At 67.3% G+C, this 24,261-nt stretch carries 27 protein-coding genes and 1 pseudogene; 13 read left to right on the top strand and 15 right to left on the bottom strand.

The window, feature by feature from the left end; genetic code table 11:
- Positions 1–28: 28 nt before the first annotated feature.
- Together arfA and M1247_RS33285 are read right to left on the bottom strand one after the other, a co-directional pair.
- Positions 29–661 (bottom strand): annotated as a pseudogene (arfA, locus tag M1247_RS33290) (channel-forming protein ArfA/OmpATb); the annotation flags it as partial.
- 109 nt (positions 662–770) lie between these two features.
- The gene (locus M1247_RS33285) at positions 771–1,133 is read right to left on the bottom strand and encodes an FKBP-type peptidyl-prolyl cis-trans isomerase (protein ID WP_410506987.1); all 363 of its coding nucleotides are present in this window, start codon (positions 1,131–1,133) and stop codon (positions 771–773) included.
- Between the two features lie 31 nt (positions 1,134–1,164).
- Here M1247_RS33285 and M1247_RS33280 point away from each other — a divergent pair, with 31 nt between their 5' ends.
- Positions 1,165–1,413, top strand: a complete 249-nt coding sequence (locus tag M1247_RS33280; RefSeq protein ID WP_317160710.1) for a DUF2630 family protein — start codon at positions 1,165–1,167, stop codon at positions 1,411–1,413.
- Positions 1,414–1,428: 15 nt separating this feature from the next.
- Positions 1,429–2,985, top strand: a complete 1,557-nt coding sequence (locus tag M1247_RS33275) for a phytoene desaturase family protein (RefSeq protein ID WP_317160709.1) — start codon at positions 1,429–1,431, stop codon at positions 2,983–2,985.
- Here M1247_RS33275 and M1247_RS33270 read toward each other — a convergent pair.
- The 6 genes from M1247_RS33270 to pdxH all read right to left on the bottom strand — a co-directional run bounded on the left by M1247_RS33270 (position 2,982) and on the right by pdxH (position 9,082).
- The gene (locus tag M1247_RS33270) at positions 2,982–3,404 is read right to left on the bottom strand and encodes a MarR family winged helix-turn-helix transcriptional regulator (RefSeq protein WP_317160708.1); all 423 of its coding nucleotides are present in this window, start codon (positions 3,402–3,404) and stop codon (positions 2,982–2,984) included. The two genes, M1247_RS33275 and M1247_RS33270, sit on opposite strands and share 4 nt — an antisense overlap.
- A complete protein-coding gene (locus M1247_RS33265; protein WP_317160707.1) occupies positions 3,394–4,854 on the bottom strand; it encodes an MFS transporter in 1,461 nt (486 codons plus the stop codon). The genes M1247_RS33270 and M1247_RS33265 overlap by 11 nt, the downstream gene beginning before the upstream one ends.
- Positions 4,855–4,936: 82 nt before the next feature.
- Positions 4,937–6,241, bottom strand: coding sequence for a citrate synthase (locus M1247_RS33260; RefSeq protein ID WP_317160706.1), 1,305 nt, complete (start codon positions 6,239–6,241; stop codon positions 4,937–4,939).
- Positions 6,242–6,333: 92 nt separating this feature from the next.
- Complete coding sequence (locus M1247_RS33255; protein ID WP_410506986.1) at positions 6,334–6,993, bottom strand: TetR family transcriptional regulator; 660 nt, start codon at positions 6,991–6,993, stop codon at positions 6,334–6,336.
- Between the two features lie 70 nt (positions 6,994–7,063).
- Entirely contained in the window at positions 7,064–8,377 is a 1,314-nt protein-coding gene (locus M1247_RS33250) for an MFS transporter (protein ID WP_317160705.1), read from the bottom strand.
- 69 nt (positions 8,378–8,446) lie between these two features.
- Positions 8,447–9,082, bottom strand: a complete 636-nt coding sequence (pdxH, locus tag M1247_RS33245) for a pyridoxamine 5'-phosphate oxidase (RefSeq protein ID WP_410506989.1) — start codon at positions 9,080–9,082, stop codon at positions 8,447–8,449.
- Between the two features lie 75 nt (positions 9,083–9,157).
- Here pdxH and M1247_RS33240 point away from each other — a divergent pair, with 75 nt between their 5' ends.
- The 3 genes from M1247_RS33240 to M1247_RS33230 all read left to right on the top strand — a co-directional run bounded on the left by M1247_RS33240 (position 9,158) and on the right by M1247_RS33230 (position 11,433).
- Positions 9,158–10,276 (top strand): citrate synthase 2, encoded by a 1,119-nt coding sequence (locus M1247_RS33240; RefSeq protein ID WP_317160703.1) that lies wholly within the window; start codon positions 9,158–9,160, stop codon positions 10,274–10,276.
- Complete coding sequence (locus M1247_RS33235; RefSeq protein ID WP_317160702.1) at positions 10,273–10,881, top strand: maleylpyruvate isomerase N-terminal domain-containing protein; 609 nt, start codon at positions 10,273–10,275, stop codon at positions 10,879–10,881. Before M1247_RS33240 ends, M1247_RS33235 begins: the two co-directional genes overlap by 4 nt.
- 96 nt (positions 10,882–10,977) lie before the next feature.
- The gene (locus M1247_RS33230) at positions 10,978–11,433 is read left to right on the top strand and encodes a VOC family protein (protein ID WP_317160701.1); all 456 of its coding nucleotides are present in this window, start codon (positions 10,978–10,980) and stop codon (positions 11,431–11,433) included.
- Here the strand turns inward: M1247_RS33230 and M1247_RS33225 are convergent.
- Positions 11,430–13,097: a 4Fe-4S binding protein gene (locus M1247_RS33225; RefSeq protein ID WP_317160700.1), complete on the bottom strand. Its 1,668-nt coding sequence runs from the start codon at positions 13,095–13,097 to the stop codon at positions 11,430–11,432. The two genes, M1247_RS33230 and M1247_RS33225, sit on opposite strands and share 4 nt — an antisense overlap.
- A gap of 7 nt (positions 13,098–13,104) precedes the next feature.
- A complete protein-coding gene (locus tag M1247_RS33220) occupies positions 13,105–14,121 on the bottom strand; it encodes an AurF N-oxygenase family protein (protein ID WP_317160699.1) in 1,017 nt (338 codons plus the stop codon).
- A 120-nt stretch (positions 14,122–14,241) separates the two neighbouring features.
- Between M1247_RS33220 and map the strand changes: the two genes are divergently transcribed.
- The 4 genes from map (at position 14,242) to M1247_RS33200 (ending at position 17,879) form a co-directional block, all read left to right on the top strand.
- Positions 14,242–15,006, top strand: a complete 765-nt coding sequence (map, locus tag M1247_RS33215; RefSeq protein WP_317160698.1) for a type I methionyl aminopeptidase — start codon at positions 14,242–14,244, stop codon at positions 15,004–15,006.
- Positions 15,007–15,016: 10 nt separating this feature from the next.
- The gene (gene serC / locus M1247_RS33210) at positions 15,017–16,123 is read left to right on the top strand and encodes a phosphoserine transaminase (RefSeq protein WP_317160697.1); all 1,107 of its coding nucleotides are present in this window, start codon (positions 15,017–15,019) and stop codon (positions 16,121–16,123) included.
- 125 nt (positions 16,124–16,248) lie between these two features.
- Positions 16,249–17,034: a septation protein SepH gene (gene sepH / locus M1247_RS33205; RefSeq protein ID WP_317160696.1), complete on the top strand. Its 786-nt coding sequence runs from the start codon at positions 16,249–16,251 to the stop codon at positions 17,032–17,034.
- 41 nt (positions 17,035–17,075) lie between these two features.
- Positions 17,076–17,879: a TIGR03620 family F420-dependent LLM class oxidoreductase gene (locus M1247_RS33200; RefSeq protein ID WP_317160695.1), complete on the top strand. Its 804-nt coding sequence runs from the start codon at positions 17,076–17,078 to the stop codon at positions 17,877–17,879.
- Between the two features lie 14 nt (positions 17,880–17,893).
- Here M1247_RS33200 and M1247_RS33195 read toward each other — a convergent pair whose 3' ends face one another.
- The 3 genes from M1247_RS33195 to M1247_RS33185 are packed head-to-tail and all read right to left on the bottom strand — an operon-like array spanning position 17,894 to position 19,425.
- Positions 17,894–18,166, bottom strand: a complete 273-nt coding sequence (locus tag M1247_RS33195) for a DUF2537 domain-containing protein (RefSeq protein WP_317160694.1) — start codon at positions 18,164–18,166, stop codon at positions 17,894–17,896.
- Between the two features lie 9 nt (positions 18,167–18,175).
- Complete coding sequence (locus M1247_RS33190; protein WP_317160693.1) at positions 18,176–18,997, bottom strand: TrmH family RNA methyltransferase; 822 nt, start codon at positions 18,995–18,997, stop codon at positions 18,176–18,178.
- Positions 18,994–19,425 (bottom strand): Rv0880 family HTH-type transcriptional regulator, encoded by a 432-nt coding sequence (locus M1247_RS33185; RefSeq protein WP_317160692.1) that lies wholly within the window; start codon positions 19,423–19,425, stop codon positions 18,994–18,996. The genes M1247_RS33190 and M1247_RS33185 overlap by 4 nt, the downstream gene beginning before the upstream one ends.
- A gap of 86 nt (positions 19,426–19,511) precedes the next feature.
- On the opposite strand from M1247_RS33185, the gene M1247_RS33180 reads away from it, so the two are divergent.
- Both M1247_RS33180 and M1247_RS33175 read left to right on the top strand, forming a co-directional pair.
- Positions 19,512–19,793, top strand: a complete 282-nt coding sequence (locus M1247_RS33180) for a DUF2530 domain-containing protein (RefSeq protein WP_317160691.1) — start codon at positions 19,512–19,514, stop codon at positions 19,791–19,793.
- Positions 19,794–19,802: 9 nt separating this feature from the next.
- A complete protein-coding gene (locus M1247_RS33175) occupies positions 19,803–20,255 on the top strand; it encodes an SRPBCC family protein (RefSeq protein ID WP_317160690.1) in 453 nt (150 codons plus the stop codon).
- Positions 20,256–20,259: 4 nt separating this feature from the next.
- Here M1247_RS33175 and M1247_RS33170 read toward each other — a convergent pair whose 3' ends face one another.
- Positions 20,260–21,054: a DUF3027 domain-containing protein gene (locus tag M1247_RS33170; protein ID WP_317160689.1), complete on the bottom strand. Its 795-nt coding sequence runs from the start codon at positions 21,052–21,054 to the stop codon at positions 20,260–20,262.
- A gap of 141 nt (positions 21,055–21,195) precedes the next feature.
- On the opposite strand from M1247_RS33170, the gene M1247_RS33165 reads away from it, so the two are divergent.
- Both M1247_RS33165 and M1247_RS33160 read left to right on the top strand, forming a co-directional pair.
- The gene (locus M1247_RS33165) at positions 21,196–22,749 is read left to right on the top strand and encodes an MFS transporter (RefSeq protein WP_317160806.1); all 1,554 of its coding nucleotides are present in this window, start codon (positions 21,196–21,198) and stop codon (positions 22,747–22,749) included.
- Complete coding sequence (locus M1247_RS33160; RefSeq protein WP_317160688.1) at positions 22,746–23,234, top strand: DUF2771 domain-containing protein; 489 nt, start codon at positions 22,746–22,748, stop codon at positions 23,232–23,234. The genes M1247_RS33165 and M1247_RS33160 overlap by 4 nt, the downstream gene beginning before the upstream one ends.
- On the opposite strand, the gene M1247_RS33155 is transcribed toward M1247_RS33160, so the two are convergent.
- Complete coding sequence (locus M1247_RS33155; protein WP_317160687.1) at positions 23,231–24,247, bottom strand: glutathione S-transferase family protein; 1,017 nt, start codon at positions 24,245–24,247, stop codon at positions 23,231–23,233. The two genes, M1247_RS33160 and M1247_RS33155, sit on opposite strands and share 4 nt — an antisense overlap.
- Between the last annotated feature and the right edge of the window lie 14 nt (positions 24,248–24,261).

Below are 24,261 nucleotides of genomic sequence, written 5' to 3'. Positions count from 1 at the left end.
TAGTTCACCGTGTGGCCGGTCACGGTGACACGCGAATGTTGTTGGTGATCCGGATGTTCGGCCACGCCGCCCGGACAGCCGCCTCGACCGCTGCCTTGGCCTCCTCGGTGGCCGCTGTTCCGTTCAACGTCACGGTGTCGCCGTCGAAGTTGAAGTCGAAGTCGGGGATGCCGGCTGCTGCCGCCCCGAACACCGCGCCCAGCCCATTGACATCCGGTGTGCGGACGCCGGACTTGACGCTCAGATTGTCGATCAGATTCACATCCGGGCCGAACTGGGCCCGCAAGGAGTCCAGTAGCGCCGTTTTCGCCGCATCGTCGGGCAGGTCGCCGGTGAGCGTGATGTCGTTGCCGTTACGGACGACCGACAGCGGCGCGAAATTGAGATCGACCGCATTATTGTTGGGGGCGTTCGTATCTGACGCCGCACTGCCCGGGGCATTTTCGCCGGGAGCGCTCAACGTCGCAGAAGGATTGACGGCGGGTAACGTGAGATCCGCGTCGTCACCGGACCGGTCGGTGGCGCCCCAGCCGATCAAACCCAGCAGCAATGGGACGGCAATCAGCGCCACCAACCAGACGAGTCCCGGGGGCCTGCGATAAAGCTTTGAGGCCGTCCGCCAGTCGGTGATTGTGCGAGTTTCGTCGTCTGAACTCGACATCGTGGCGCTCCTGAACGTCGACTGAAAAGTGAGCGGTCAAGCATTGAAAACGTAGCAGTTGACCACTGCAATGTTGTCGACTCGAAAAAACGGGCGCCAGGCGAAGCCCTTAGCCCGTGGCCAGCAGATCGATGACGAAAATCAATGTCTTGCCCGACAACCGGTGGCCGGATCCGGCAGGACCGTAGGCCTGTTCCGGTGGAATGACGAGTTTGCGGCGGCCACCCACACGCATCCCCGGAATGCCGTCCTGCCAGCCCTGAATCAGTCCACGCAGCGGGAATTGGATGGATTCGCCACGGTTCCAGGAGCTGTCGAACTCCTCACCGGTGTCGTGCTCCACGCCGACATAGTGGACCTCGACGGTTCCGCCGGGTACCGCCTCGGCGCCATCGCCGACCACCAGGTCGGTGATCACGAGTTCGGTGGGCGCCGGACCGTCCGGAAATTCGATCTCTGGTTTTGTACTCACCGGACCAACCGTAGTCGGGCAGACTGGTCGGGTGGCCAAAGACCAGGACATCCTCACTGAAGTTCACCGCCTCGTCGCCGAGGAGCAGGAACTCCGGACCAAACTGCAACGCCGCGAGATCGATGTGACCGAGGAGCGGGAACGACTCAGATCTGTCGAGGTGGCCCTCGACCAGTGCTGGGATCTGTTGCGGCAGCGGCGGGCGTTGCGCGATACCGGTCAGGACCCTCAGGAGGCCCAGGTGCGCCCGGCTGACGAGGTCGAAGGCTATAAGAACTGACCGGCTGAGTCAGCGATGAACGAATCCCGGCTCGATGCCGTCATCGTCGGCGGCGGGCACAACGGTTTGGTGGCAGCGGCCTACCTGGCGCGCGCGGGGCGCCGGGTCCAGGTGCTCGAGCGACTGGACCATGTGGGCGGCGCCGCGGTATCGGCACACACGTTCGACGGCGTCGATGCCCGGCTGTCCCGGTACTCCTACCTGGTCAGCCTGCTGCCCCGGCGCATCATCGAGGATCTCGGCGCACGCATCCGACTGGCACGGCGGCGGTATTCGTCCTACACACCTGATCCGGCCACCGCGGGCAGGACCGGCCTTCTGATCGGCCCGAACTCCACTTTCGACGCCATCGGCGCGGGTGCCGACGCCGCAGGCTTCGCCGAGTTCTACCGGCGTGCCGCGCTGGTCACCGAGCGCATCTGGCCGACGCTGCTGCAGCCGCTGCGCACCCGCGACGAATTGGGCCGCCACGTGGTTTCAGGGCAGGGCGAGGAGGCCGCCACCGTGTGGGAGTCGCTGACCCGACGACCGATCGCCGAGGCGATCACCGCCGCGGTGAGCCACGATCTGGTGCGCGGCGTGGTGGCGACCGACGCTCTGATCGGAACCTTCGCCGACACCGACGATCCCTCGTTGATCCAGAATGTGTGCCTGCTGTATCACCTGATCGGAGGCGGCACCGGCGACTGGGATGTCCCGATCGGCGGCATGGGCGCCGTCAGCGGCGCCCTGGCCGCCGCCGCAACCGGGTTCGGTGCCGAAATCATCACGGGTGCAGACGTTTACGCGATCGATCCGGACGGCGAGGTGCGCTACCGCCAGGACGGCGCGGCACGGCGCGTGGTGGCCGAACACGTGCTGGCCAATGTCACGCCCGCGGTGCTGGCGGAGCTGCTCGGTGAACCCGCGCCCGAAATCACCCAGGGCGCACAGGTGAAGGTCAACCTGATGCTGCGGCGACTCCCCCGGCTGCGCGATGACGGCGTGACGCCCGAGCAGGCATTCGGCGGCACGTTCCACATCAACGAGGGCTACACGCAACTCGCCGACGCGTACCGGAGTGCGGCGGCCGGGCGGGTGCCCGATCCGCTGCCGTGCGAGATCTACTGCCATTCATTGACCGACCCCAGCATCCTGTCCGACGAGCTACGGGCCGCCGGCGCCCAGACGCTCACGGTGTTCGGGCTGCACACCCCCCACGCACTGGCGGTCGGCGACCCGGACCGGACACGTGACCGGCTGACTTCAGCGGTGCTGAACTCACTGAATTCGGTTCTGGCCGAACCTGTTCAGGACGTACTTATGGAGGATGGCGCAGGCCGGTTGTGCATCGAGACCAAGACCACCGTCGACCTGGAGCGGGCACTGGGGATGACCGCGGGCAACATCTTCCACGGCGCGCTGCGCTGGCCGTTCACCGAGAACGACGAACCGCTGGACACTCCGGCGCAGCGGTGGGGTGTCGCGACCGCCCACGACCGGATCCTGCTGTGCGGCTCGGGGTCCCGCCGCGGCGGCGCGGTGTCGGGGATCGGCGGGCACAACGCCGCGATGGCGGTGCTGTCCGGCTAAGGCGTCCCGGAGATCTTGGCGAGTAGCGCGCCCAGGGCGGCCAGGTCGTCGGCTCCGAGCGCGGCCAATGCGTCGGGTGCGGGATCTTCCACGGCGTCGATCCTGGCCACCAGGGCGCGCCCGGCGTCGGTCAACGACACCACTTTGCAGCGACGGTTGGCCGGATCGGTTTCGCGCACCACGAGTCCACGCTCTTCGAGATCGTTGACGCCGACTGTGGCCGCCGGCGCGTCGATGGTCGCGGCCTGTGCCACCTGTTTGACCGACATCGGTTGACGGGCCAGCCGGCGCAGGATGCGAACCCGGCTGAACGGCAGGCCGGACGCCTCGATCACCGCGCGCCGCCAGCTGTCCCGGTTGTCGAAGACCAGCGCCGTCAACGCCCGCCACACCTCGTCAGCCGACTGATCACGCGACATCGGCCACCTCGATCCGTCGTGGGGGCGCTTCGATCAGGGGCGCCAACCGCTCCGCCGAGCGCAACGCCCACGGCGACGTGGACACGAAGCCCAGCGTGAAGATCAGCACCCCGAGGCCGGCGAACACCCACCACAGCGGCCGCGCGGCGAGCGCGAAGTCGATGCTGCTGTCGGCGAGCGCTGCGGCCGCCACCGAACCACACAGCGCCACACCGAGACTCACACCCACCTGGCGGCTCGTGGAGGTGACGGCCGAGGCGGCGCCCGCGCGGTCGGTCGGCATGCCGCTGACCGCCGCATTCGTGATCGGCGCGTTCACCATCGAGAACCCGATGCCGAACACCGCGAACACGATCAACAACTGCCACACCGGGGTACTGCGGTCGAGCTGAGTGAGCATCAGCGTCGCCGCAGTGATCAACGTGCCTGCGACCAGCAGCGACGGGCGCGCACCGAACCGCCCGACCAGGCGACCAGACAGCGGCGAGAAGATCAGCGCGCCGACGGCGACCGGCAGGTAGATCAGCCCGGTGTCCATGGGCGAGAAGCCCCGCTCATCCTGCAGGTACAACGACATGACGAACAGGAACGCACCCCACGCCGCGAACGCGCACACCGCGATTCCGGCGGCCGAGGCGAACGGCACGCTGCGGAAGAACCGCAGATCGATGAACGGGTCACGGCGTCGGCCCTCGTAGCGCAGGAACGCCACGAACGCCACCACCGCGATGGCCGCGATCCCCATGATGAGCGGATGGGCCCAGCCCAGGCCGGGCCCCTCGATGAGCACGAAGACCACGCCGAACAGGAACGTCACGCCGAGTGCCTGCCCCACGGGGTCCACATCACGCATGGTCGCCGACTTGGATTCGGGCACGAAGATCACGGTCAGCAGAATCGCCAGGGCACAGATCGGCAGGTTGATCCAGAACACCGAGCGCCAGTTGACGTATTCGATCAGCGCGCCGCCGACGATCGGGCCCGCCGCCATCGCGATCCCGACCACACCACCCCACACGCCGATGGCCCTGGCGCGTTCCACCCGGCCGGTGAACACCTGGCTGATGATCGACAGCGCCACCGGGTTCATCATCGAACCACCGATCGCCTGCAGTAGGCGCGCGGCGATGAGGGTCTCGATGTTGGGGGCCAGGCTGCACAGCAGCGAGGCCACCGCGAAGATCGTCAGGCCGATCTGGAAGGTGCGTCTGCGGCCGAACCGGTCGGCCATCGCCCCGGACAGCAACAGCAGCGAGGCCAGCACCAGGGTGTAGACGTCGATGACCCACTGCAGTTGCGACGAAGTGGCGTTGAGATCGGCGCGGATACTCGGGATCGCGACGTTGACGATGGTGGCGTCCATCGACACGATCAGCAGGCTCAGGCAGCAGGAGACCAGGATGATGGTCTTGCGCCGAGCGCTCAGCGACCGGACGACGGATTCATTCACACAGACAATTGTGAAACTACAACTGTTGTTCGTGCAAGCGACGACCCCCGTCAGAGACGAGCATCACGTACGCAGGCCAGGTCTAGCGGCCGGTGATCTCCGAATAGCCGCGCTCGGTGTAGCCGGTGTAGATCTGGCGGGGCCTGCCGATCTTGTTGGGCTCGGAGTGCATCTCACGCCAGTGCGCGATCCACCCGGGCAGCCGGCCCAGCGCGAAGAGCACCGTGAACATGCGCGTCGGGAAGCCCATGGCCCGGTAGATGACGCCCGTGTAGAAGTCGACATTCGGGTAGAGCTTGCGCTCGACGAAGAAATCGTCGGTGAGCGCGACCTCTTCCAGAGATTTCGCGATGTCGAGCAGTTCGTCGTTGACACCGAGCTTGCCGAGGATCTTGTCGGCCTGTTCCTTGACGATGCGGGCACGCGGATCGTAGTTCTTGTAGACGCGGTGTCCGAAGCCCATGAGCTTGACGCCGTCCTCGCGGTTCTTCACCTTCTTGACGAAGCTGTTGACGTCGTCGCCCGAGGTCCGGATCTTCTCCAGCATCTCCAGCACAGCCTGGTTGGCGCCGCCGTGCAGCGGACCCCACAGCGCGTTGATGCCGCCGGAGATGGACGTGAACAGGTTGGCCTGCGACGAGCCGACCAGCCGCACCGTCGACGTCGAGCAGTTCTGCTCGTGATCGGCGTGCAGGATGAACAGCATGTCCAGGGCGCGGACGAGTTCGGGATCGACCTCGTACGGCTCGGCCGGGAAGCCGAACGTCATGCGCAGGAAGTTCTCCACCAGGCTCAGCGAGTTGTCCGGGTACAGGAACGGCTGCCCCTCGGACTTCTTGTACGCGTAGGCCGCGATGGTGGGCAACTTGGCCAGCAGCCGGATGGTGGACAGCTCGACCTGCTGTGGGTCGAACGGATCCAACGAATCCTGGTAGTAGGCCGACAGCGCGTTCACCGCCGACGACAGCACCGGCATCGGATGCGCATTGCGTGGGAATCCGTCGAAGAACCGCTTGAGGTCCTCGTGCAGCAGGGTGTGCCGCTGGATCTGGGTGGTGAACTTCTCCAACTGATCGGCGGTCGGCAGCTCGCCGTAAATCAGCAGGTAGCTGACTTCGATGAACGTCGACTTCTCCGCGAGCTGCTCGATCGGATACCCGCGGTAGCGCAAAATGCCGGCGTCACCGTCGATATAGGTGATCGCCGACTTGGTGGCCGCGGTGTTGACGAAGCCGCCGTCGAACGTGGTGTAGCCGGTTTTCGCCAGCAACGGCCCGAGCGCGATACCGTCTGCGCCTTCGGTAGCTTCGACGATTTCGAGGTCAATCTCGCCACCGGGGTAATTGAGCGTGGCGTGCTCCTGCCCACTCGATGGGTTTTCGGCCACGGGTGTCCCTTCAACGTCGCTGAGAACCGACAACTGCCCCTCAAAAGGTAGTCGCATTCGGTGCGCGCTGCCCGCGGGGGGTTACTGAATGGTCACGTTGACTGCAGGGCCGGCAGCCGGGCCCCGGTCGCCACCTCCACGAACTCGGCATAGGTGATCTGCACCGTGGTGATGATCGCGTCGACGGTCACGGTGTCCCAGTCGCTGCCGGGGGCCAGCCGGGTCAGTGCGGTCATCAGGATCGAGCCCCATACCGCCGCCGTCAGCTTGAGTCGCTGATCGTCCCAGGACGCGCCCATCCGCTTCGCGAGCGCGGCGTTGACGGCATCCATGCGGAACTCGGGCGCCGCGTGCATCAGTGACGGCGACGACATGATGATCCGGGCCGAGGCCATCAACCGGTCCGCGGTGAGCAGGGTGGACGGCGCCGTTGCCGTCCTGGTGAACGCCCGCACATGTGCCCGGCAGAGGGCTTCGAGGTCACTGATGTCCTCGGGCTGCTCACTGAGCTCGAGGGCGACCATCTCGACCACCTCGTCGACGGACGCCAACATGACGGCGTCCTTGGTCGCGAAGTAACGACTGAACGTTCGTGGCGAAACATCGGCCACGGCTGCGATCTGCTCGACGGTCGTCTGCTCGAACCCCTGCCGGTTGCACAACTCGATCGCGGCGTCGATCAACATTGCACGCGTGCGCTGCTTTTTTCTCTCTCGCAGGCTTACTTCGGCCTGCCAGACTCCTTGAGCCACGCCAGGATGTTAACGCCCCCGAACTCCATGATTTGGCAAATAACTGACATCGGGGGAAATTTATCGGTTCTCACACATTGTCCGGCGCTCCCCGGTGGTCGCGAGCGCTCGATCCGGCGACGCGGTACCGCACGAATGCCGGCACCGCCAGCGCGGCCGTCACCACGCCGATGATCACCAGCGCACCACCGCCTGCCGCGGCCACCGTGGTGCCGACCGCCGCAGCAGCCGCGCCGTGCAACGTATCGGCAAGTCGTGGTCCACCGGCCACCACCACGGTGAACACCCCCTGCAGGCGCCCACGCAGTTCATCCGACGCCGCCTCCTGCAGGATCGTGGCCCGGAACGCCGCCGACACCATGTCCGCGGCCCCACCGATTGCCAAGAACGCCAACGCAATCCACAACATCACCCCGGCCGTGCCCGCAGCCGTCCCACCGGCGATGCCGAAACCGACCATCGCCACACCCCACGCCACGATCGCCACCACCACCGCAAGACCCTGCCGCCGGATACGCGGCAACCAGCCGGAGAACACCCCGCCCACCACGGCACCCGCCGACATCGCCGCGGCCAGTAGCGCCATCACGGTGCCGCCGGCCACCGGGCCACCGAAACTCTGGTGTGCCATCTGCGGGAACAGGGCGCGGGGCATGCCGAAGATCATCGCGACGAGGTCGACGACGAACGACATCAACACCACCCGGTTGCCCGCGAGGTAACGGAAGCCCTCCAAGACCGAGCGCACCGCGCCCAGACCCCACATCGTTCCCGCTTTCCCGGTGCTGGTCGCCGGCATCGGGGCGAGCCGCAACGTCGCCCAGATCGGCACCAGGCAGGTGATGGCGTCGATGAGATACAGCGTCGAGAGATCGATCCAATTCAGCATCAGCCCGGCCAGCAGCGGTCCGACGATCGCGCCGAACTGCATCACCGTCATGTTCAGCGAATTCGCCGCGGGCAACTGGCCGCCCGGCAGCATCCGCGGAATCGCCGCCGACCGGGTCGGCGAATTGACCGCATAGAACGCCTGCTGCACCGACAGCAGGCACAGCACCACCCAGACGTTGTCGAGGCCCAGGGCGGCCTGCAACCACAGCAACACCGAGGAGGCGGCCAGCCCGATCGAGGCGACGATCAGTAGCAGCCTGCGATCCATCGCGTCGGCCCACGCCCCACCCCAGAGCCCGAACACGACCAGCGGCACCAGCGCGAACAACCCGGCCAACCCGACATAGGCCGAGCTTTGGGTGAGCACATACAGCTGAACCGGCACCGCGAAGATGGTGAGGTTGGCCCCGATGACCGTGGGAATACCGGCCAGCCACAGCCGCCGGAAGTCCGGGGTACGAAGCGGTGTGGTGTCAGCGAAGAATCGGCGCACGCGTGTTGCCTGGGGCGAGCGAAGCGACGGGGAATGTCACGCCTGGGGCGAGCGAAGCGACGGGGGATGTCAAGGCTGCAGTCGCTCGACACGTCCGTTTTGGACGCGAATCCGGTTGTGCACGCGGTTCTCACGGCCCTGCCAGAACTCGACCTCCTCGGGTGCGATCAGGTAGCCGCCCCAGTTGGGCGGCACCGGGATCGCGTCGAGATCGGCGAACCGCTCGGTGACCGCGGCGAGCTGGTCGAGCAGCTCCGCGCGCGAGGAGATCGGAAACGACTGGTGCGACGCCCACGCCCCCAGCTGTGATCCGCGCGGCCGCTTCGACCAGTACTCGGCGGTGGCCTCGGCCGACACCTTCCCCACCGGCCCGCGGATGTGCACCTGTCTGCCCAGGCCGTACCACGGGAACGTCGCCGACGCGTACGGGTTGGCGGCGAGCTGCTCACCCTTGGCCGAGTCGTAGTTGGTGTAGAAGGTGATGCCGGTTTCGTCCACGCTCTTGCACAACACGGTGCGCGTCACCGGCCTTCCCCGATCGTCGACGGTGCCGACCACCATCGCGTTCGGCTCGGCGAGCCCCGCCCGGCCCGCGTCGTACAGCCAGGTCCGCAGCAGTGTCAGCCAGCCTCTCGCGGGATCCTCACCCAGCCAGTCGGTGTCGAGGTCGCCACTGCCGTCCTTCTCCGCGTACTCGACACGCATCGCCGCGAGGTCCTGATTCTCCGGTGTTACCACCGCGATAACGCTACGCCCGAGGCGTGGTGCGAGAATCGGCCCATGACTGCCGTACCGGAAGATTTCGTCGCCGGCCTAGAAGGCGTGGTGGCGTTCACCACCGAGATCGCCGAACCTGACAAGGACGGTGGGGCGCTGCGGTACCGCGGCGTCGACATCGAGGAACTGGTGACCCGACGGGTCACCTTCGGCGATGTGTGGGGGCTGCTGGTCGACGGCCGGTTCGGCACGTCGCTCTCACCTGCCGAACCGTTTCCGTTGCCGATCCACAGTGGCGACGTCCGGGTCGACGTCCAGGCCGGGCTGGCGATGCTGGCACCGATCTGGGGCTACGCGCCGGTCCTCGACATCGACGACGACACTGCCCGCGACCAGTTGGCCAGGGCCTCGGTGATGGCGCTGTCCTACGTCGCGCAATCCGCCCGCGGCATCTACCAGCCGGCAGTTCCCCAACGCGTCATCGACGAATGTTCCACCGTGACCGCCCGTTTCATGACGCGCTGGCAGGGTGAGCCGGACCCGAAGCATGTCGAGGCGATCGACGCGTACTGGGTCAGCGCTGCCGAGCACGGCATGAACGCATCGACATTCACCGCCAGGGTGATCGCGTCCACCGGAGCCGACGTGGCCGCCGCCCTGTCCGGCGCGGTCGGCGCGATGAGCGGCCCGCTGCACGGCGGCGCCCCGGCCCGCGTGCTGCCGATGATCGAGGAGGCCGAACGGTCCGGCGACGCCGCCGCGGTCGTCAAGGGCATCCTCGACCGCCACGACAAGCTGATGGGTTTCGGGCACCGCGTCTACCGGGCCGAGGATCCGCGGGCGCGGGTGTTGCGTGCCACCGCCGAACGCCTGGGCGCACCGCGTTACGAGGTGGCCGCCGCGCTCGAACAAGCCGCATTGGCAGAGCTGCGGGAACGCCGGCCGGACCGCGCCATCGAGACCAACGTCGAGTTCTGGGCCGCGGTGATGCTGGACTTCGCCGGGGTGCCGCCCACCATGATGCCCGCGATGTTCACCTGCGGCCGGACCGCCGGTTGGTGTGCGCACATCCTGGAGCAGAAGCGGCTCGGCAAGCTGGTTCGCCCGGCGGCCCTCTACGTCGGCCCCGAGCCGCGCAGCGTCGCCTCAGTCGAGGGTTGGGACCAGATCAGCACATCATGACCGTGGACGTCTTCGCCACGGCGGCGCACGCCTTCTCCCGGTTGGTGCGGGCGCTGCCCGAGGACGGTTTCGACGGACCCGGTCTGGGCGAGTGGGATCTACGCGCCCTGGTCGGACACACGTCCCGCTCGCTGATCACCGTCAGCACGTATCTGCACACGCCGGCCGCCGAAGCCGATCTCGCCGGGCCGGTCGAGTACTACACCGCCATGCGGGGATTCATGTCAGAGGCGGGGACGGCGGCGATCGTGGCGCGCGGCACGCAGGCCGGGCGCGATCTCGGCCCACATCCGGCCGAGACGGTGGACCGGCTGACAGCACAGGCACTTTCGGATCTTGATGGCGTCGGTGACCCGGTGATCAAGGTCATCGGCGGCTACGGCATCCGGCTGGGCGACTATCTGCAGACCCGCATATTCGAACTTGCCGTACACAGCCTCGACATCACGCGGGCCAGCGGCGTTCCCGCATCCCTGCCACCAGAGGTGCTGGAGGCCGCGGCAGTCCTGGCCACCCGTATCGCAGCAGCGTCCGGTGACGGTGAGACGGTGCTGATGGCACTGACGGGGCGGACCGGCCTGCAGCCGTCATTCTCTGTCACCTGATTGTCGGACCCCGGTGGTTTCATGGAAAGTGCCGCGATGAGATCCGCCGTCCCGGCGGGTCTGCATTGAGTCCGCCCACTATTTCAGGAGCTCATTATGGCCATCGAAGTAACTCCCGCAGTGTCACCGATGCTCGTCGTCGATGATGCAGCCGCTGCCATCGATTTCTACGTCAAGGCGTTCGGCGCCACCGAACTGGGCCGGGTGCCTGCGCCCGACGGTAAGAGACTGTTCCATGCCGCCCTGCGCATCAACGGGGCGTTGGTGATGCTGAACGACGACTTCCCCGAGCACGCCGACGGCAAATCCTCGACCCCCAAGTCGCTGGGCGGTACCCCGGTGACGATCCATCTGACGGTCACCGACGTGGACGCAAAGTTCCAGCAGGCGGTCGACGCCGGCGCCACCGTGGTCATGCCACTGGAGGACATGTTCTGGGGCGACCGCTACGGCGAGGTGCAGGATCCGTTCGGCCACCGCTGGTCACTCGGACAACCCGTTCGCGAGGTGAGCCCCGAGGAGGTCGAGAAGGCCGTCAGCGAGATGCGCTAACCCAGCAAGCTGGCGGTAAGCCGTTGTCGCATGGAGGGTTTGGGTGCGGCAGCGGCCGCCGACAGCATCTCCCCGACGGTGGTGAACTTGTCGCGCGGCCGGTCTTCACCGCCGCGCGCGATCTCCGCCGCGTCGATGGCCTGCCAGCCTGCGGCGTCGACCAGATCGGGTTGCCTGCTGCGGATCAGCTTCTCCAGGGCCGCGGGCTTGTGCACGGGATCGGTCAGAGAGCCGGCGTTGTAGTCGTCGACCAACTTGTGCACAGTTTCGGCAGCGCACGACTTGTTGGTACCGATGAACCCGGTGGGGCCGCGTTTGATCCAGCCGGCCACGTACGCGCCGCGGGTACCGACCACCCGGCCGCCGTCGTTGGGCACCACCGCGGCGGTCTCGTCGAACGGCAGGTCGGCGATCGCCTTGCCGCGGTACCCGATTGACGTCAGGACCAGGCCCGCATCGATCGTGCAGACGCGGTCGGTGCCGGTCTGTCCGAATTCGATCGCGTGCGCGCCAACCCCGGCCTCCCCCAGCACCCGCTGCGGGGTCAATTGGTAGGCCAGCCGGATACGCGGCCGGGTCGCCGGAGCGGACGCGTCACCCAGCTTGGACAAGATCTCCAGTTTGTTGCGGGTCAGCGGGTCGGTCTCGACCGCGAGATCGCGCCGCACCAGTTCATGATCGGCGGTGTCGAGCACGACGTCACAGGTCGCGGTAAGGCCGATGAGCTCAGGGAGCGTGAATGCCGAGGCGGCGGGCCCGCGCCGGGCGGCGATGACCACTTCCTGGACCTTGGACTGTCGCAGGACGTCCAGGGCATGGTCGGAGATGTCGGTGCGCGCCAACGTATCCGGGTCGGTTGTGAGTATCCGGGCCACATCGAATGCGACGTTGCCGTTGCCGACGATGACCACCCGTTCATGGCTCAAATCGACCGGTATATCGGTGAATTCGGGGTGCCCGTTGATCCAGGCCACCATTTCGGTGGCAGTGCCGGTGCCTGGCAGGTCCATGCCGTCGATCTCGAGACGCCGGTCATTGGGCGCACCGACGGCATACAGCACGGCGTGGTGATGGTCCAGCAGATCGACGTGGCTCAGGTGTTCACCGATTGCGACGTTGAGGAAGAACTTCAGCCCGGGCAATCGCGAGATGGTGTCGAACAGGCGCGTCACCCGCTTGGTGCTCTGGTGGTCCGGTGCCACGCCGGCCCGTACCAGTCCGTATGGGGTGGGCAGCTTTTCGAAGATGTTGACCCGGACGCCCTTTTGCGTCAGCAACTCGTCAGCGGCATACATCGCCGCGGGGCCCGAGCCGACGATGGCGACGCGCAGTGGCCCACCGGCACGCGGATGCACCACCGGGGCGTCGATCACCGGCGCGAGCTTCGACGTGGGCGGCAGCTTGCCTTCCCGCTTCGGATAGAACGACGCGTTCAGTTCGATGAACGGCAACGACTTGGGCTCAAGCTTGGTGTCCGGCGCGATCGCGCCGACCGGGCACGCACTGACGCACGCACCGCAGTCGACACACGCGTCGGGATCGATGTAGAGCATCTCGGCGGTCGCGAAGCCCGGCTCATCCGGCGACGGATGGATGCAGTTCACCGGGCACGCGTAGACACAGGACCCGTCGCTGCAACACGACTGGGTGATCACATGGGGCATGAGACCTCTAAGCGACCGACACCAGGTGCTCGCGCTGCGGCTCGCTGCGGTAGCGGCTCGGCGGCCCGTCGATCTTGCAGATCTTCCACATCAGCTTGGCGATCGGGTTCATCAGACCCGTGTCGGAGCACAGCATCCGGACGTCGGAGAACATGTTGCGCAGCATCATGCGTGACTCCGGTGAGCGGAAGAACAGCTCCTTGCGCACCGAGCGCGGAATGTCGAATTCCTTCCAGAACGGACGCGGCGGAACGATGATCGCCGAGCACAGGATCCGCATGGTCAACGGCACGAACAGCGACAGGATCCACCGCTGGCGTCGACGCAGACGCGGCACGCGCTTGTGCAGGTACTGGTGCGCGAACGAGATGTGGCGGGCTTCCTCGGCGACGTGGATCGCCATGACCCGCTCCATGATCGGATGCAGGGACTTGCCCTCGCGTAGGACGTTCTTCTGCGTGTGGTCGATGGGTTCCTCACCGGCGAGCACCCCGAAGAAGAACGGAATCGGCAGCGGGCCCGCAGCGAGCGGGATCAGCGGCTGCACCCACTTGAGCAACCGCGGCATGCCGGGCACGTCCTTACCGATGCGGTTGACCATCTCCTGGAACATCAGGGTGTGGTTGCACTCCTCGACCGACTCGTGCAGGCAGTACCGGTACTCGGGTGAGCCGTTGGGCACCCAGAACGAGTACTCCATCAGGCCGCGGATGAGGATGTTCTCGAAGTGCAGTCCGACCTTGGCGACATTGGCCTGGCGCCACATGCCGATCTCGATCTGGCGCTCCTGCGACTGCGCCTGATACCACGGGTGACCGCCCATCGGGTCGGTCTCGGGCAGAATCCAGCGGGGGTCGTCGGGTATGACGGCGAATTCCGGCGAATCCCAGTCGATGTCCTGGTACGGATTGAAGTTGCGCCGCACCGACCCCTCGGACAGTGTGGTGAGCATGTCGACGTACTGGGGATCGTCGGTGACGTCCATGTTGCGACGCCAGCGCCGGATCATCTTGGTCCTGGCCATATTGCAGACCTCTCCCTATCGTCTGAGGTTTACATCTACCCGCTTCTTGTACAACGGTACCGCAGGTATCGAGTAATTGTCTATGCCTGATTTGAAACGTTTGCTGAGAGGCCTGTCGCGATGGTCGAGCTGAAATCCGAAGCCCAGATCGAGGCCATGGCTGCGGCCGGGGCGGTGGTCGCCGAGGCATTGCGGGCCGTCGTCACCCATGCCGCTCCCGGGCGTACCACCACCGATCTGGACCGCGTCGCGGCCGACGTGCTGGCCGCCCACGGCGCGACGTCGCCGTTTCTCAACTACCACCCCAACTGGTCGCCCAGCCCGTTCCCGGCGGTGCTGTGCGTAAGCGTCAACGACGCCGTTGTGCACGGTATCCCCACTGATCAGCCGCTTGCCGAGGGTGATCTGGTGTCGGTGGACTTCGGAGCAATCCTGAACGGCTGGTGCGGGGACTCCGCCCGTAGCTTCATCGTCGGCACTCCCCGACCAGCCGACGCCGCCCTGATCCAGGCGACAGACGCGGCGCTGGCGGCCGGAATCGCCGCGGCGCGGCCCGGCAACACCCTCGGCGACGTCGGCCACGCGATTGCGGCCACCGCTCACGAGGCCGGTTACGGCCTGCTGGCCGACCACGGCGGCCACGGAATCGGCCGCACGATGCACGAGGCGCCGCACGTCCCCAACGAGGGACGACGCGGCAAGGGCATGAAATTGCGGCCCGGGCTGGTGATCGCGATCGAGCCGATGCTGATCGCCGACGGCACGGAAGACTACGTCCACGATTCCGACGGCTGGACCTTGCGCACCGCGACCGGCGCCCGCGCCGCACACAGTGAGCACACGGTCGCCGTCACCGCTGACGGGCCGCGCATCCTCACGCTTTAAGCTTGGCCACATGGCCGAACTGACGATTCCCGCCGACCTCAAGCCGAAAGACGGACGCTTCGGGTGCGGCCCGTCCAAGGTGCGCCCCGAACAGTTGCAGGCACTCGCCGACTCCGGGCACCTGTTCGGCACGTCGCACCGGCAGGCGCCGGTGAAGAACCTGGTCGGCCGGGTCCGTGACGGACTGCGGCAGCTGTTCGCCCTGCCCGACGGCTACGAGGTGATCCTGGGCAACGGCGGGTCGACGGCATTCTGGGACGCCGCGGCGTTCGGCCTGATCGACAAGCGCTCACTGCACCTGACCTACGGCGAGTTCAGCTCGAAGTTCGCCTCAGCGGTCGCCAAGAACCCGTTCGTCGGTGACCCGGTCATCGTCAAGACCGATCCGGGCACCGCACCCGAGCCGCAGTCCGATCCGGACGTCGATGCCATCGCCTGGGCCCACAACGAGACCTCGACCGGTGTCGCCGTACCGGTGCAGCGCCCCGCCGGCGACGCACTCGTGCTCATCGACGCCACCTCGGCAGCCGGCGGCCTGCCGGTCGACATCGCCGACACCGACGCGTATTACTTTGCGCCGCAGAAGAATTTCGCCGGCGACGGCGGGCTGTGGCTGGCGGTCGTCAGCCCCGCCGCACTGGCCCGCATCGAGGCCATCGGCACCTCCGGCCGGTGGGTTCCGGACTTCCTCTCGCTGCCCGTCGCGGTGGAGAACAGCCTCAAGAACCAGACCTACAACACGCCTGCGATCGCCACGTTGGTGTTGCTGGCCGAGCAGATCGACTGGCTGCTCGGCAACGGCGGGTTGGACTGGGCCGTCAAGCGCACCGCCGACAGCTCGCAGCGGCTGTACTCGTGGGCCGAGGCCTCGTCGTTCGCCACCCCGTTCGTCACCGATCCGGCGCTGCGTTCGCAGGTGGTCGGCACGATCGACTTCAGTGATTCCGTGGACGCCGCAGCCGTCGCCAAGGTGCTGCGGGCCAACGGCATCGTCGACACCGAGCCCTACCGCAAGCTGGGCCGCAACCAGCTGCGGATCGGCATGTTCGCGGCCATCGATCCGGAGGACGTGAGCGCACTGACCGGCTGCGTCGACTGGGTCGTGGAAAATCTCTGAGCGAGACTCTCGGCGTGGCTTCCCCGCCGCCCGCGTGTCAGCACGGTAACGGGCTGATAACGCAGTAGGGTGACCTACCAATCGGGCTTGGTGCGTCTTCCAGGCCGGGCCCGGAGGAGGTCGATATGCGAGAACTCAAGGTCGTCGGGCTCGACGTCGACGGCAGGCGCATCATCTGCGAGTCCGACGACTCCAAGGAGTTGTTCACTCTGCGTGCAGATGACAGATTGCGCGCCGCTGTGCGCGGCGACAAAGTCGCCTCGAATCAAACCCAGATCGACGTAGAGGTTCAAAACGTGCTGCGCCCCAAGGAGATTCAGTCCAAGATCCGTGCCGGCGCATCGGTCGAGCAGGTGGCCGCTGCTGCCGGGATGCCGATCGACCGGGTCGAGCGGTTCGCCCACCCGGTGCTGCTCGAACGCTCGCGCGCCGCCGAACTTGCAACCGCTGCCCATCCGATGCTCACCGACGGTCCTGCGGTGCTCACGCTGCTGGAGGCGGTAAGCACCGCACTGGTGTCGCGTGGACTCGACCCGGATGCCATCAACTGGGACGCCTGGCGCAACGAGGACAGCCGCTGGACCGTGCAGCTGGCCTGGAAGGCCGGGCGTTCGGACAACGTCGCCCACTTCCGCTTCACCCCGGGCGCCCACGGCGGCACGGTCACCGCGTCCGACGAGGCCGCTTACCAACTGATCAATCCCGACGTCGCCCGGCCGCTGCGCCCGGTGGCGCCGGTCGCCGAGCTGGACTTCGAACCACCCGTCGCTCCCGCTGCCGATACCTCGCCCGCCGACGAGACCGAAGCGCCGGCCGCCCCCGCTCCCACCCGGTCCCGCAAAGCCAGGCCCGCGGTCCCGGCATGGGAAGACGTGCTGTTGGGTGTGCGCTCCTCGGGAACCCAGCGTTAACGCTTGACCTGAATCATCGTTGAGGTCATAGCGTCTGACGCATGATCTCCTTGGGCCCGATCGGGCTGGCCAGCAACTATCCGTACATCGACGATGCCGCCGTGGTTGCCGATGAGGCCCGCGCAGTCGAGGATCTCGGTTACACCGCGCTGTGGCGGTCGGGCAATCTGCCGATGATCGCCGCGGCCGTCCGCGCCACCAGCGCGATCCCGGTGGCGACCGGCATCATCCCGGTGGTGCGGGTGCCCGCGGCCGAGGTGGTGGCACTGGACATCGCCCTGCAGCATGAGCATCCCGGCCGGTTCGTGGCCGGGCTCGGCGGTGCGCACGGCGAACGTCCCCTGGCCGTGCTGAACTCCTACCTCGACGAACTGGACGCCGCCGGCCTGGGACCCGAACGCCGGGTGCTCGCCGCCCTGGGTCCGAACCTGCTCGCGCTTGCCCGGGACCGGGCCGCCGGTGCATATCCCTATCTGGTGACCCCGTCGTATGTGGCCGCCGCCCGGTCGGCACTGGGCCCCGACCGGCTGCTCGCGGTGCTGTTGATGGTCATCCCGCTGACCGACCGCGAAGCTGCCCGGGCCGCGGCCGCCGGACCACTGGAGTTCCTGACCGCCCAGGGCGGCTACCGCCGCAACCTTCTACGCCAAGGGTTCACCGGCGCCGACATCGACACCGTCAGCGACCGGCTGCTCGACGGCATCGCGGCGTGGGGTCCGCCCGAACGTATCGCCGAGCGCATCGGCCGGTACCGGGCCGCGGGCGCCGATCACGTGGTGCTACGCATCGTAGGAGTCGAGGACGTCGCGGTGTGGCGGGCACGGTTGGCGCGCACCCTGCTCTGAACGTGGCCGCGCCGCTACCGCGACAGAACCACCACCACCAGGGCCACCCAACCGCACGCGACGCCGACACCGGCGCCGAGCACGAACCAGCGCCACACCGGCCGGGTCCGCCAACCCCACACCGTCGGCGCCAATCCGCCGACCGCCACCATGTTCAGGCCCAGCGCCAGCAGCGGATGCACGCGGATCAGGCCGACACCGAGCACGACGATCGCGGCGGCCAACACCGCGGCCACAAACGCGGCCACCGTCAGGCCCGTCGCCCACGGCGTCGAATCGTCGGTCACGGTGTCAATCTAGCGCGACAGCCGGGCCCGCTCGTAGAACGCGAGCGCCGCGGCGGTCGCGACGTTGAGCGAATCGGTGCCACGCGACATCGGGATGCGCACCCGCACATTGCTGGCCCGCATCGTCCGCTCGGTCAGGCCGGGGCCTTCCGCGCCGACCAGGATCGCCAACGGCACCCCGCCCAGGTCGCCCATCGCGTCGGGCAACGTTGCCGCCGACGCGTCCGGCGTCATCGCCAGCAGACGAAACCCGTTATCACGCAGAACCTCCAAATCCTGGGGCCAGGCACCCGCCCGGGCGAAAGGCACCAACAACGCGTGCCCCATCGATACCCGCACGGCACGGCGGTACAGCGGGTCGGCACAGCCCGATCCGAATACCACCGCGTCAACGGCCAGGCCGGCGGCGTTGCGGAAAATCGACCCGAGATTCTCGTGATCGTTGACGCCTTCCAGCACGGCCACCGTGCGGGCACCGGCAATGACCTGCGCCACCGTCAATTCCGGTGGTCGTGCCGCCGAGGCCAGCACCCCGCGGTTGAGGTGGAAGCCGATGGCCGCGGCCATCACCTCCGCGCTCGCCCGGTAGAACGGCACCTCCACGCCGGCCAGATCGGCGGACAGTTCCCCGAGGCGTCGGTCGGTGCCGAGCAGCGCACGAGGAAGGAACCGGGACGCCAGCATGCGCTGCACGACCAGCACCCCCTCGGCGATGACCAGCCCTTTGCCGCTGGGCAGATCCGGTCTGCGATCCACGCTGTTGAGGTCGCGGAAATCGTCGATACGGGGATCCGCCGGATCCTCGATGTCGATCACCTGCAGCGCGCTCACGCGCTTTCGTCAGCCATGGCCGATATCAGATCGGCGGCTTCCACCAGAGTCCGGCGTTCTTCGGGGTCGAGGCGGGCCAATCGTTGTTTCAGCCATTCCTGACTGGCACGAATCTCCGCCTCCACCAGCGTCATCCCCGCCGGCGACGCCGAGACCACCACCTGGCGCCCGTCGACGGGATGTGCGACGCGGGCAACCAGGCCCTGCTCGGCCAATGAGGCGATCACCCTCGTCATGGACGGTGGCCGCACCCGCTCGCGCACAGCTAACGCCCCTGGCGTCATCGCACCCTCTTTGGCCAGGGTCGACAACGCAGAAAGCTGTGTCAGCGACACCGGCGAATCTGAACGCCTGACCCGCAATTGACGGGCAAACCGGACAACGGCCAGAGCCAAGTCGCTCGCCAACCGAGCATCCGGATCTTTCACAAGGCAAATAGTACTGATCGCTACGCGTGGAAAGGGCTAAAACCAGGGCCAATCCACGTTTTGGCCATCCGCTACGTTGATGGGTTATGACGGGCGACCCGGACAGCACGGACGACAGCGCGGCAGACACCGCGCCGGTGCCGCCGGCGTTGCCTGCGGCACTGCTTGAGCCGTGGCCGGTGATCCTGGTGATCGCCACGGGCTGGCTGATCGCGACAGTGCTGGCGTTCACCGTGGCCGGCCTGGACAGTTGGCGCCCGATCGCCCTCGCCGGGCTGGGGGTGGGGGTACTTGGCACATCGATCTTCCTGTGGCAACGTCACGCCGTGCGCCGTGGATCCCGCGGTGCGCAAAGCGGATTGACCTGAGGAGACGCCATGGCTGCGCCACTACTGCAGGCCCAGATCGATATCGACGCACCGGTGGCAAAGGTGTGGGCCCTGATCTCCGATGTACGCCGGATGCCGGACTGGAGTCCGCAATGCCGACTGATGAAACCGTTCGGGCCGGTACGCCCCGGCGCCCGGACCTTCAACGTGAACCGCCGCAAGTTCATGTTCTGGCCCACCACGTGCACGGTCACCGAATTCATCCCGGAACAGAAGCTCGCGTTCAAAGTGGATGCGAACCACACCATCTGGAGCTATGAGCTGCAGCCCACCGAGACAGGCACCCGGGTGGTGGAGAGCCGCCACGCCGAAAACGGCGTCACCGCCGTATCCAACGCAGTCGTCAACACCCTCTTCGGTGGGGTGCCCGGCTTCGAGGATGAGCTCGTCGAGGGGATGAACGCGTCATTGACCCGTATCAAGGCCGCTGCCGAAAGCTGAGACCCTAATCGGCGAGGTCGAGAACCCCGTCGTCGTACGGCTCGTACAGCGGCGAACCCGTGCCGGCCGGCTGCGGGGTGTCCGAATGGGCGCCGCAGCCGTACTCGGCGTCGACAACGTGCCCGTCGGCGGACAGATCGTTCGCGCACACCCCGAACATCGAAGCCAACGCGCCGCCGAGCGGAAGATAGAACGCGCAGTCTCGGCACGCCTTGCGGGTGGAACGGGCCATCGCCGAATCCGGGCCGTACTCCCCGTCGTGCCAGCGCTGCGCCGCGTCGAGGCGGCCCCACCGGCTGAGGACCTGGCGCCGGCCCAGCCCGAGCTCGACGGCGGTCTCATCGATCAACGGGTCTCCGGTGGCGGTATGGCCGGGCACCAGCCGCGGGTCATCCGGCGGCGGGGCGAGCAGATCCCCCGGACCCAGATCACCCGGCCGGACCCGCTCGTGCCACGGCACCCATTCGGGTGCCAGCAGCGCCGTCGGGCCAGGGACAAGCACCAGCTCGCTGATCGTGACGTGGTCGGCGCCCGGATAGGCCGCCACCACGACGGCCCACTGCCAGCCGCGGTAGCCGGGCAGATTGGCCAGGAAGCGGTGCGTCGCCGAGCTGCCGTCTTCGACGCCGGCGCCGAGGTAGTCACCGACCGTGCCCTCACCGCCGAACTCGGTCAGCGCTGCGCGCGCCTGATCGACGGCACCCAGCAGCAACGGCTCCAGGTCCCGCGGGTCGAACCCCGGGCCGGGATCCAGCTCGGCTCGGGGGGCCTGCTCGGCAGATTCGGTCACGCTTTCCATCGCTGTCTATAGTGCCTGACCGGCGTGACCGAAGGCCACACCGGTCACCTGTCGGCCCGCCGGCGCCGGATAAGAGAGAATCGACGTGTGACCTACTACCCGCCGCGGCCCCCGGCCGATCGTGGCGCGGAGCACCCCGGAATGGCCAATTACCCCAGCGGTGAATCGCACCACCGGCCCCACCGGGGGTCGGGGCCGAGTTCCAACCGCTGGCTCCCGCCGCTCGACGAGGAGGACACGGCCACCTACCGCTCCGAGCCATCGTCCGGTGTCGGCTCGGCAACCGGGGAAAAGGTCACCGTCACCCGCGCCGCGGCGCAGCGTAGTCGCGAAATGGGTTCGCGCATGTACGGATTCGTGCATCGCGCCGCCACCGCCGACGGTGCCGACAAGTCGGGACTGACCGCGCTGACCTGGCCGGTGGTCGCCAATTTCGCCGTCGACGCGGCGATGGCCGTGGCCCTGGCCAACACGCTGTTCTTCGCCGCCGCAAGCGGTGAATCCAAGAGCAAGGTGGCGCTGTACCTGCTGATCACCATCGCCCCGTTCGCGGTGATCGCGCCGCTCATCGGCCCGGCCCTGGACCGGCTCCAGCACGGCAGGCGCGTGGCGCTGGCCGCGTCGTTCGCATTGCGCACCGTGCTGATCGTGGTGCTCATCGCCAATTACGACGGCGCCACCGGCAGCTATCAGTCATGGGTGCTCTACCCGTGTGCGCTCGGCATGATGGTGCTGTCGAAGTCGTTCTCGGTGTTGCGCAGTGCGGTCACCCCCAGGGTGCTGCCCCCGTCGATCGACCTGGTCCGGGTGAACTCCCGGCTGACCACGTTCGGCCTGCTGGGCGGCACGGTGGTGGGCGGTGGCATCGCGGCAGGTGCCGAGTACCTGCTCAACGTCGTCCAGTTGCCCGGCGCGCTGTACGTGGTGGTCGCGGTCACCGTGGCCGGAGCGGTGCTGTCGATGCGGATACCGAAGTGGGTGGAGGTCACCGAGGGCGAGGTGCCGACGACGCTGAGCTATCACGGCGGCCCCGGTGAACTGCGCCGCCACCCGGACAAGCAGCGGGCCGCACGCCAGCCGTTGGGCCGCAACACCATCACCGCGTTGTGGGGTAACTGCACGATCAAGGTGATGGTGGGGTTCCTGTTCCTGTACCCGGCGTTCGTCGCGAAATCCCACGACGCCACCGGCTGGGAACAGTTGCTGATCCTCGGCCTGATCGGGGCGGCCGCGGGCATCGGCAACTTCGTCGGGAACATCACCAGCGCGCGGCTCAAACTCGGCCACCCGGCGCAGTTGGTGGTGCGGGCGAGCGTGGCCGTCACCGCCGTCGCCCTGGCCACTGCACTGACCGGCAACCTGTTCGTCGCCGCAGCGGCCACGCTGGTGACCTCCGGGGCCAGCGCGATCGCCAAAGCGTCGCTGGATGCGTCCCTGCAGGATGACCTGCCCGAGGCGTCGCGGGCCTCGGCGTTCGGCCGGTCCGAGTCCGTGCTGCAGCTCGCGTGGGTCACCGGCGGCGCCACCGGCGTGCTGATCTATACCGACCTCTCAGTCGGGTTCACTACGATCACCGCCGTGCTGATACTCGGCTTGGCCCAGACCATCGTGAGCTACCGCGGCGAATCCCTGATCCCCGGCTTCGGCGGTAACCGGCCCGTGCTGGCGGCGCGGGAGGGTGGGACCAACCGGTGAAGCGTGTACTGGCGATCCTGGCGGTCGTCGTCGTGTTGGCGACGGCTGGTACCGCGGTGCTCGTCTGGCGCCTGCACGATTCGGATGGCGAGCAACTGCCCGAGATCAGCGCGTACTCACACGGACACCTCACCCGTACCGGGCCGTTCCAGTACTGCCCGGTGCTCGATCTCGACAACTGCCTGCAGCCGCGCGAGCAGGGCCAACTTCCGGTCACCGAGGACAACCCGGTTCAGCTCTCTGTGCCCGCGGCGATCGGGCGGGCACCGTGGCGGCTGCTGCGGGTGTACGAGAACCCGGTGGACACCACGGTGGCGCTGTACCCACCGGGCAGCACCCTGGCGGTGACCATCCCGACCGTCGACCCCCAACGCGGGCGGCTGACCGGGATCGCCGTTCAGTTACTGACTCTGGTGCAGGATCAGAACAAGGAAGAGTTCGCGTTGCCGCACGCCGAATGGTCCATCAGCACCGTCTGGCCTTAACCGGCCGAGTGGCCGGCGGGCACCCGTTCGGACTCGCGAGTCGGCCCGGGCGGAGTGCCGTCGCCGAAAGGACTGCCGCCCAATGCTTCCCGACCGTGCGGGCTGAGCCAGTCACTCAGGTCGGGACCCTTCGGCACGATCCGGGTGGGATTGATGTCGGCATGCACGATGTAGTAGTGCTGTTTGATCTGGACGAAGTCGATGGTGTCGCCGAACCCCGGCGTCTGGAAGAGATCCCGGGCATAGGCCCACAACACATCCATCTCGGAGAGCTTGGACCGGTTGCACTTGAAGTGACCGTGGTACACGGGATCGAACCGGGCCAGCGTGGTGAACAGCCGGACATCGGCTTCGGTGATGGTGTCTCCCACCAGGAATCGCTGGGTGGCCAACCGTTCGGAGAGCCAGTCCAGCGCGGTGAACAACCGGTCGTAGGCCTCGTCGTAGGCCTCTTGTGAGCCGGCGAAACCGCAGCGGTACACCCCGTTGTTGACCTCGGTGTAGACGCGTTTGGCGACCGCGTCGATCTCGTCGCGCAACGGCTCCGGGTAGAGCTGCGGCGCCCCGTCGCGGTGGTAGGCCGTCCACTCGGTGGAGAAGTCCAGCGTCATCTGGGCGAAGTCGTTGGTCACCACCGCCCCGGACGCCACGTCGACCACCGCAGGCACGGTGATGCCCTTCGGATAGTTGGGATCCCGTTTGAAGTACGCGTCCTGCAGCCTCGGGATGCGCAGTACCGGATCCAGGCCGTCGGGATCCAGGTCGAAGGTCCAGCTGCGCTGGTCATGCGTCGGCCCGCAGAAACCGATCGACAGCACATCCTCCAGGCCCAGCAGCCGACGCACGATGATGGCGCGGTTGGCCCACGGACAGGCCCGCGCCACGATCAACCGATATCGGCCCGGCTCCACCGGACATCCGTCACCACCATCGGCACTGATCCGGGTGGTGATGTAGTTGGTGTCGCGGGTGAACTCTCCCCCGGAGGCAGACTTGTCGGCCACATAGCTCATGACCTACAGCCTGC

This window comes from Mycobacterium appelbergii, from assembly GCF_032883035.1.
In the GTDB taxonomy this organism is placed as follows: Bacteria; Actinomycetota; Actinomycetes; order Mycobacteriales; family Mycobacteriaceae; genus Mycobacterium; species Mycobacterium appelbergii.
Note: the sequence above shows the minus strand (reverse complement) of the source record. Positions and strands in the feature narration are given on the sequence as shown.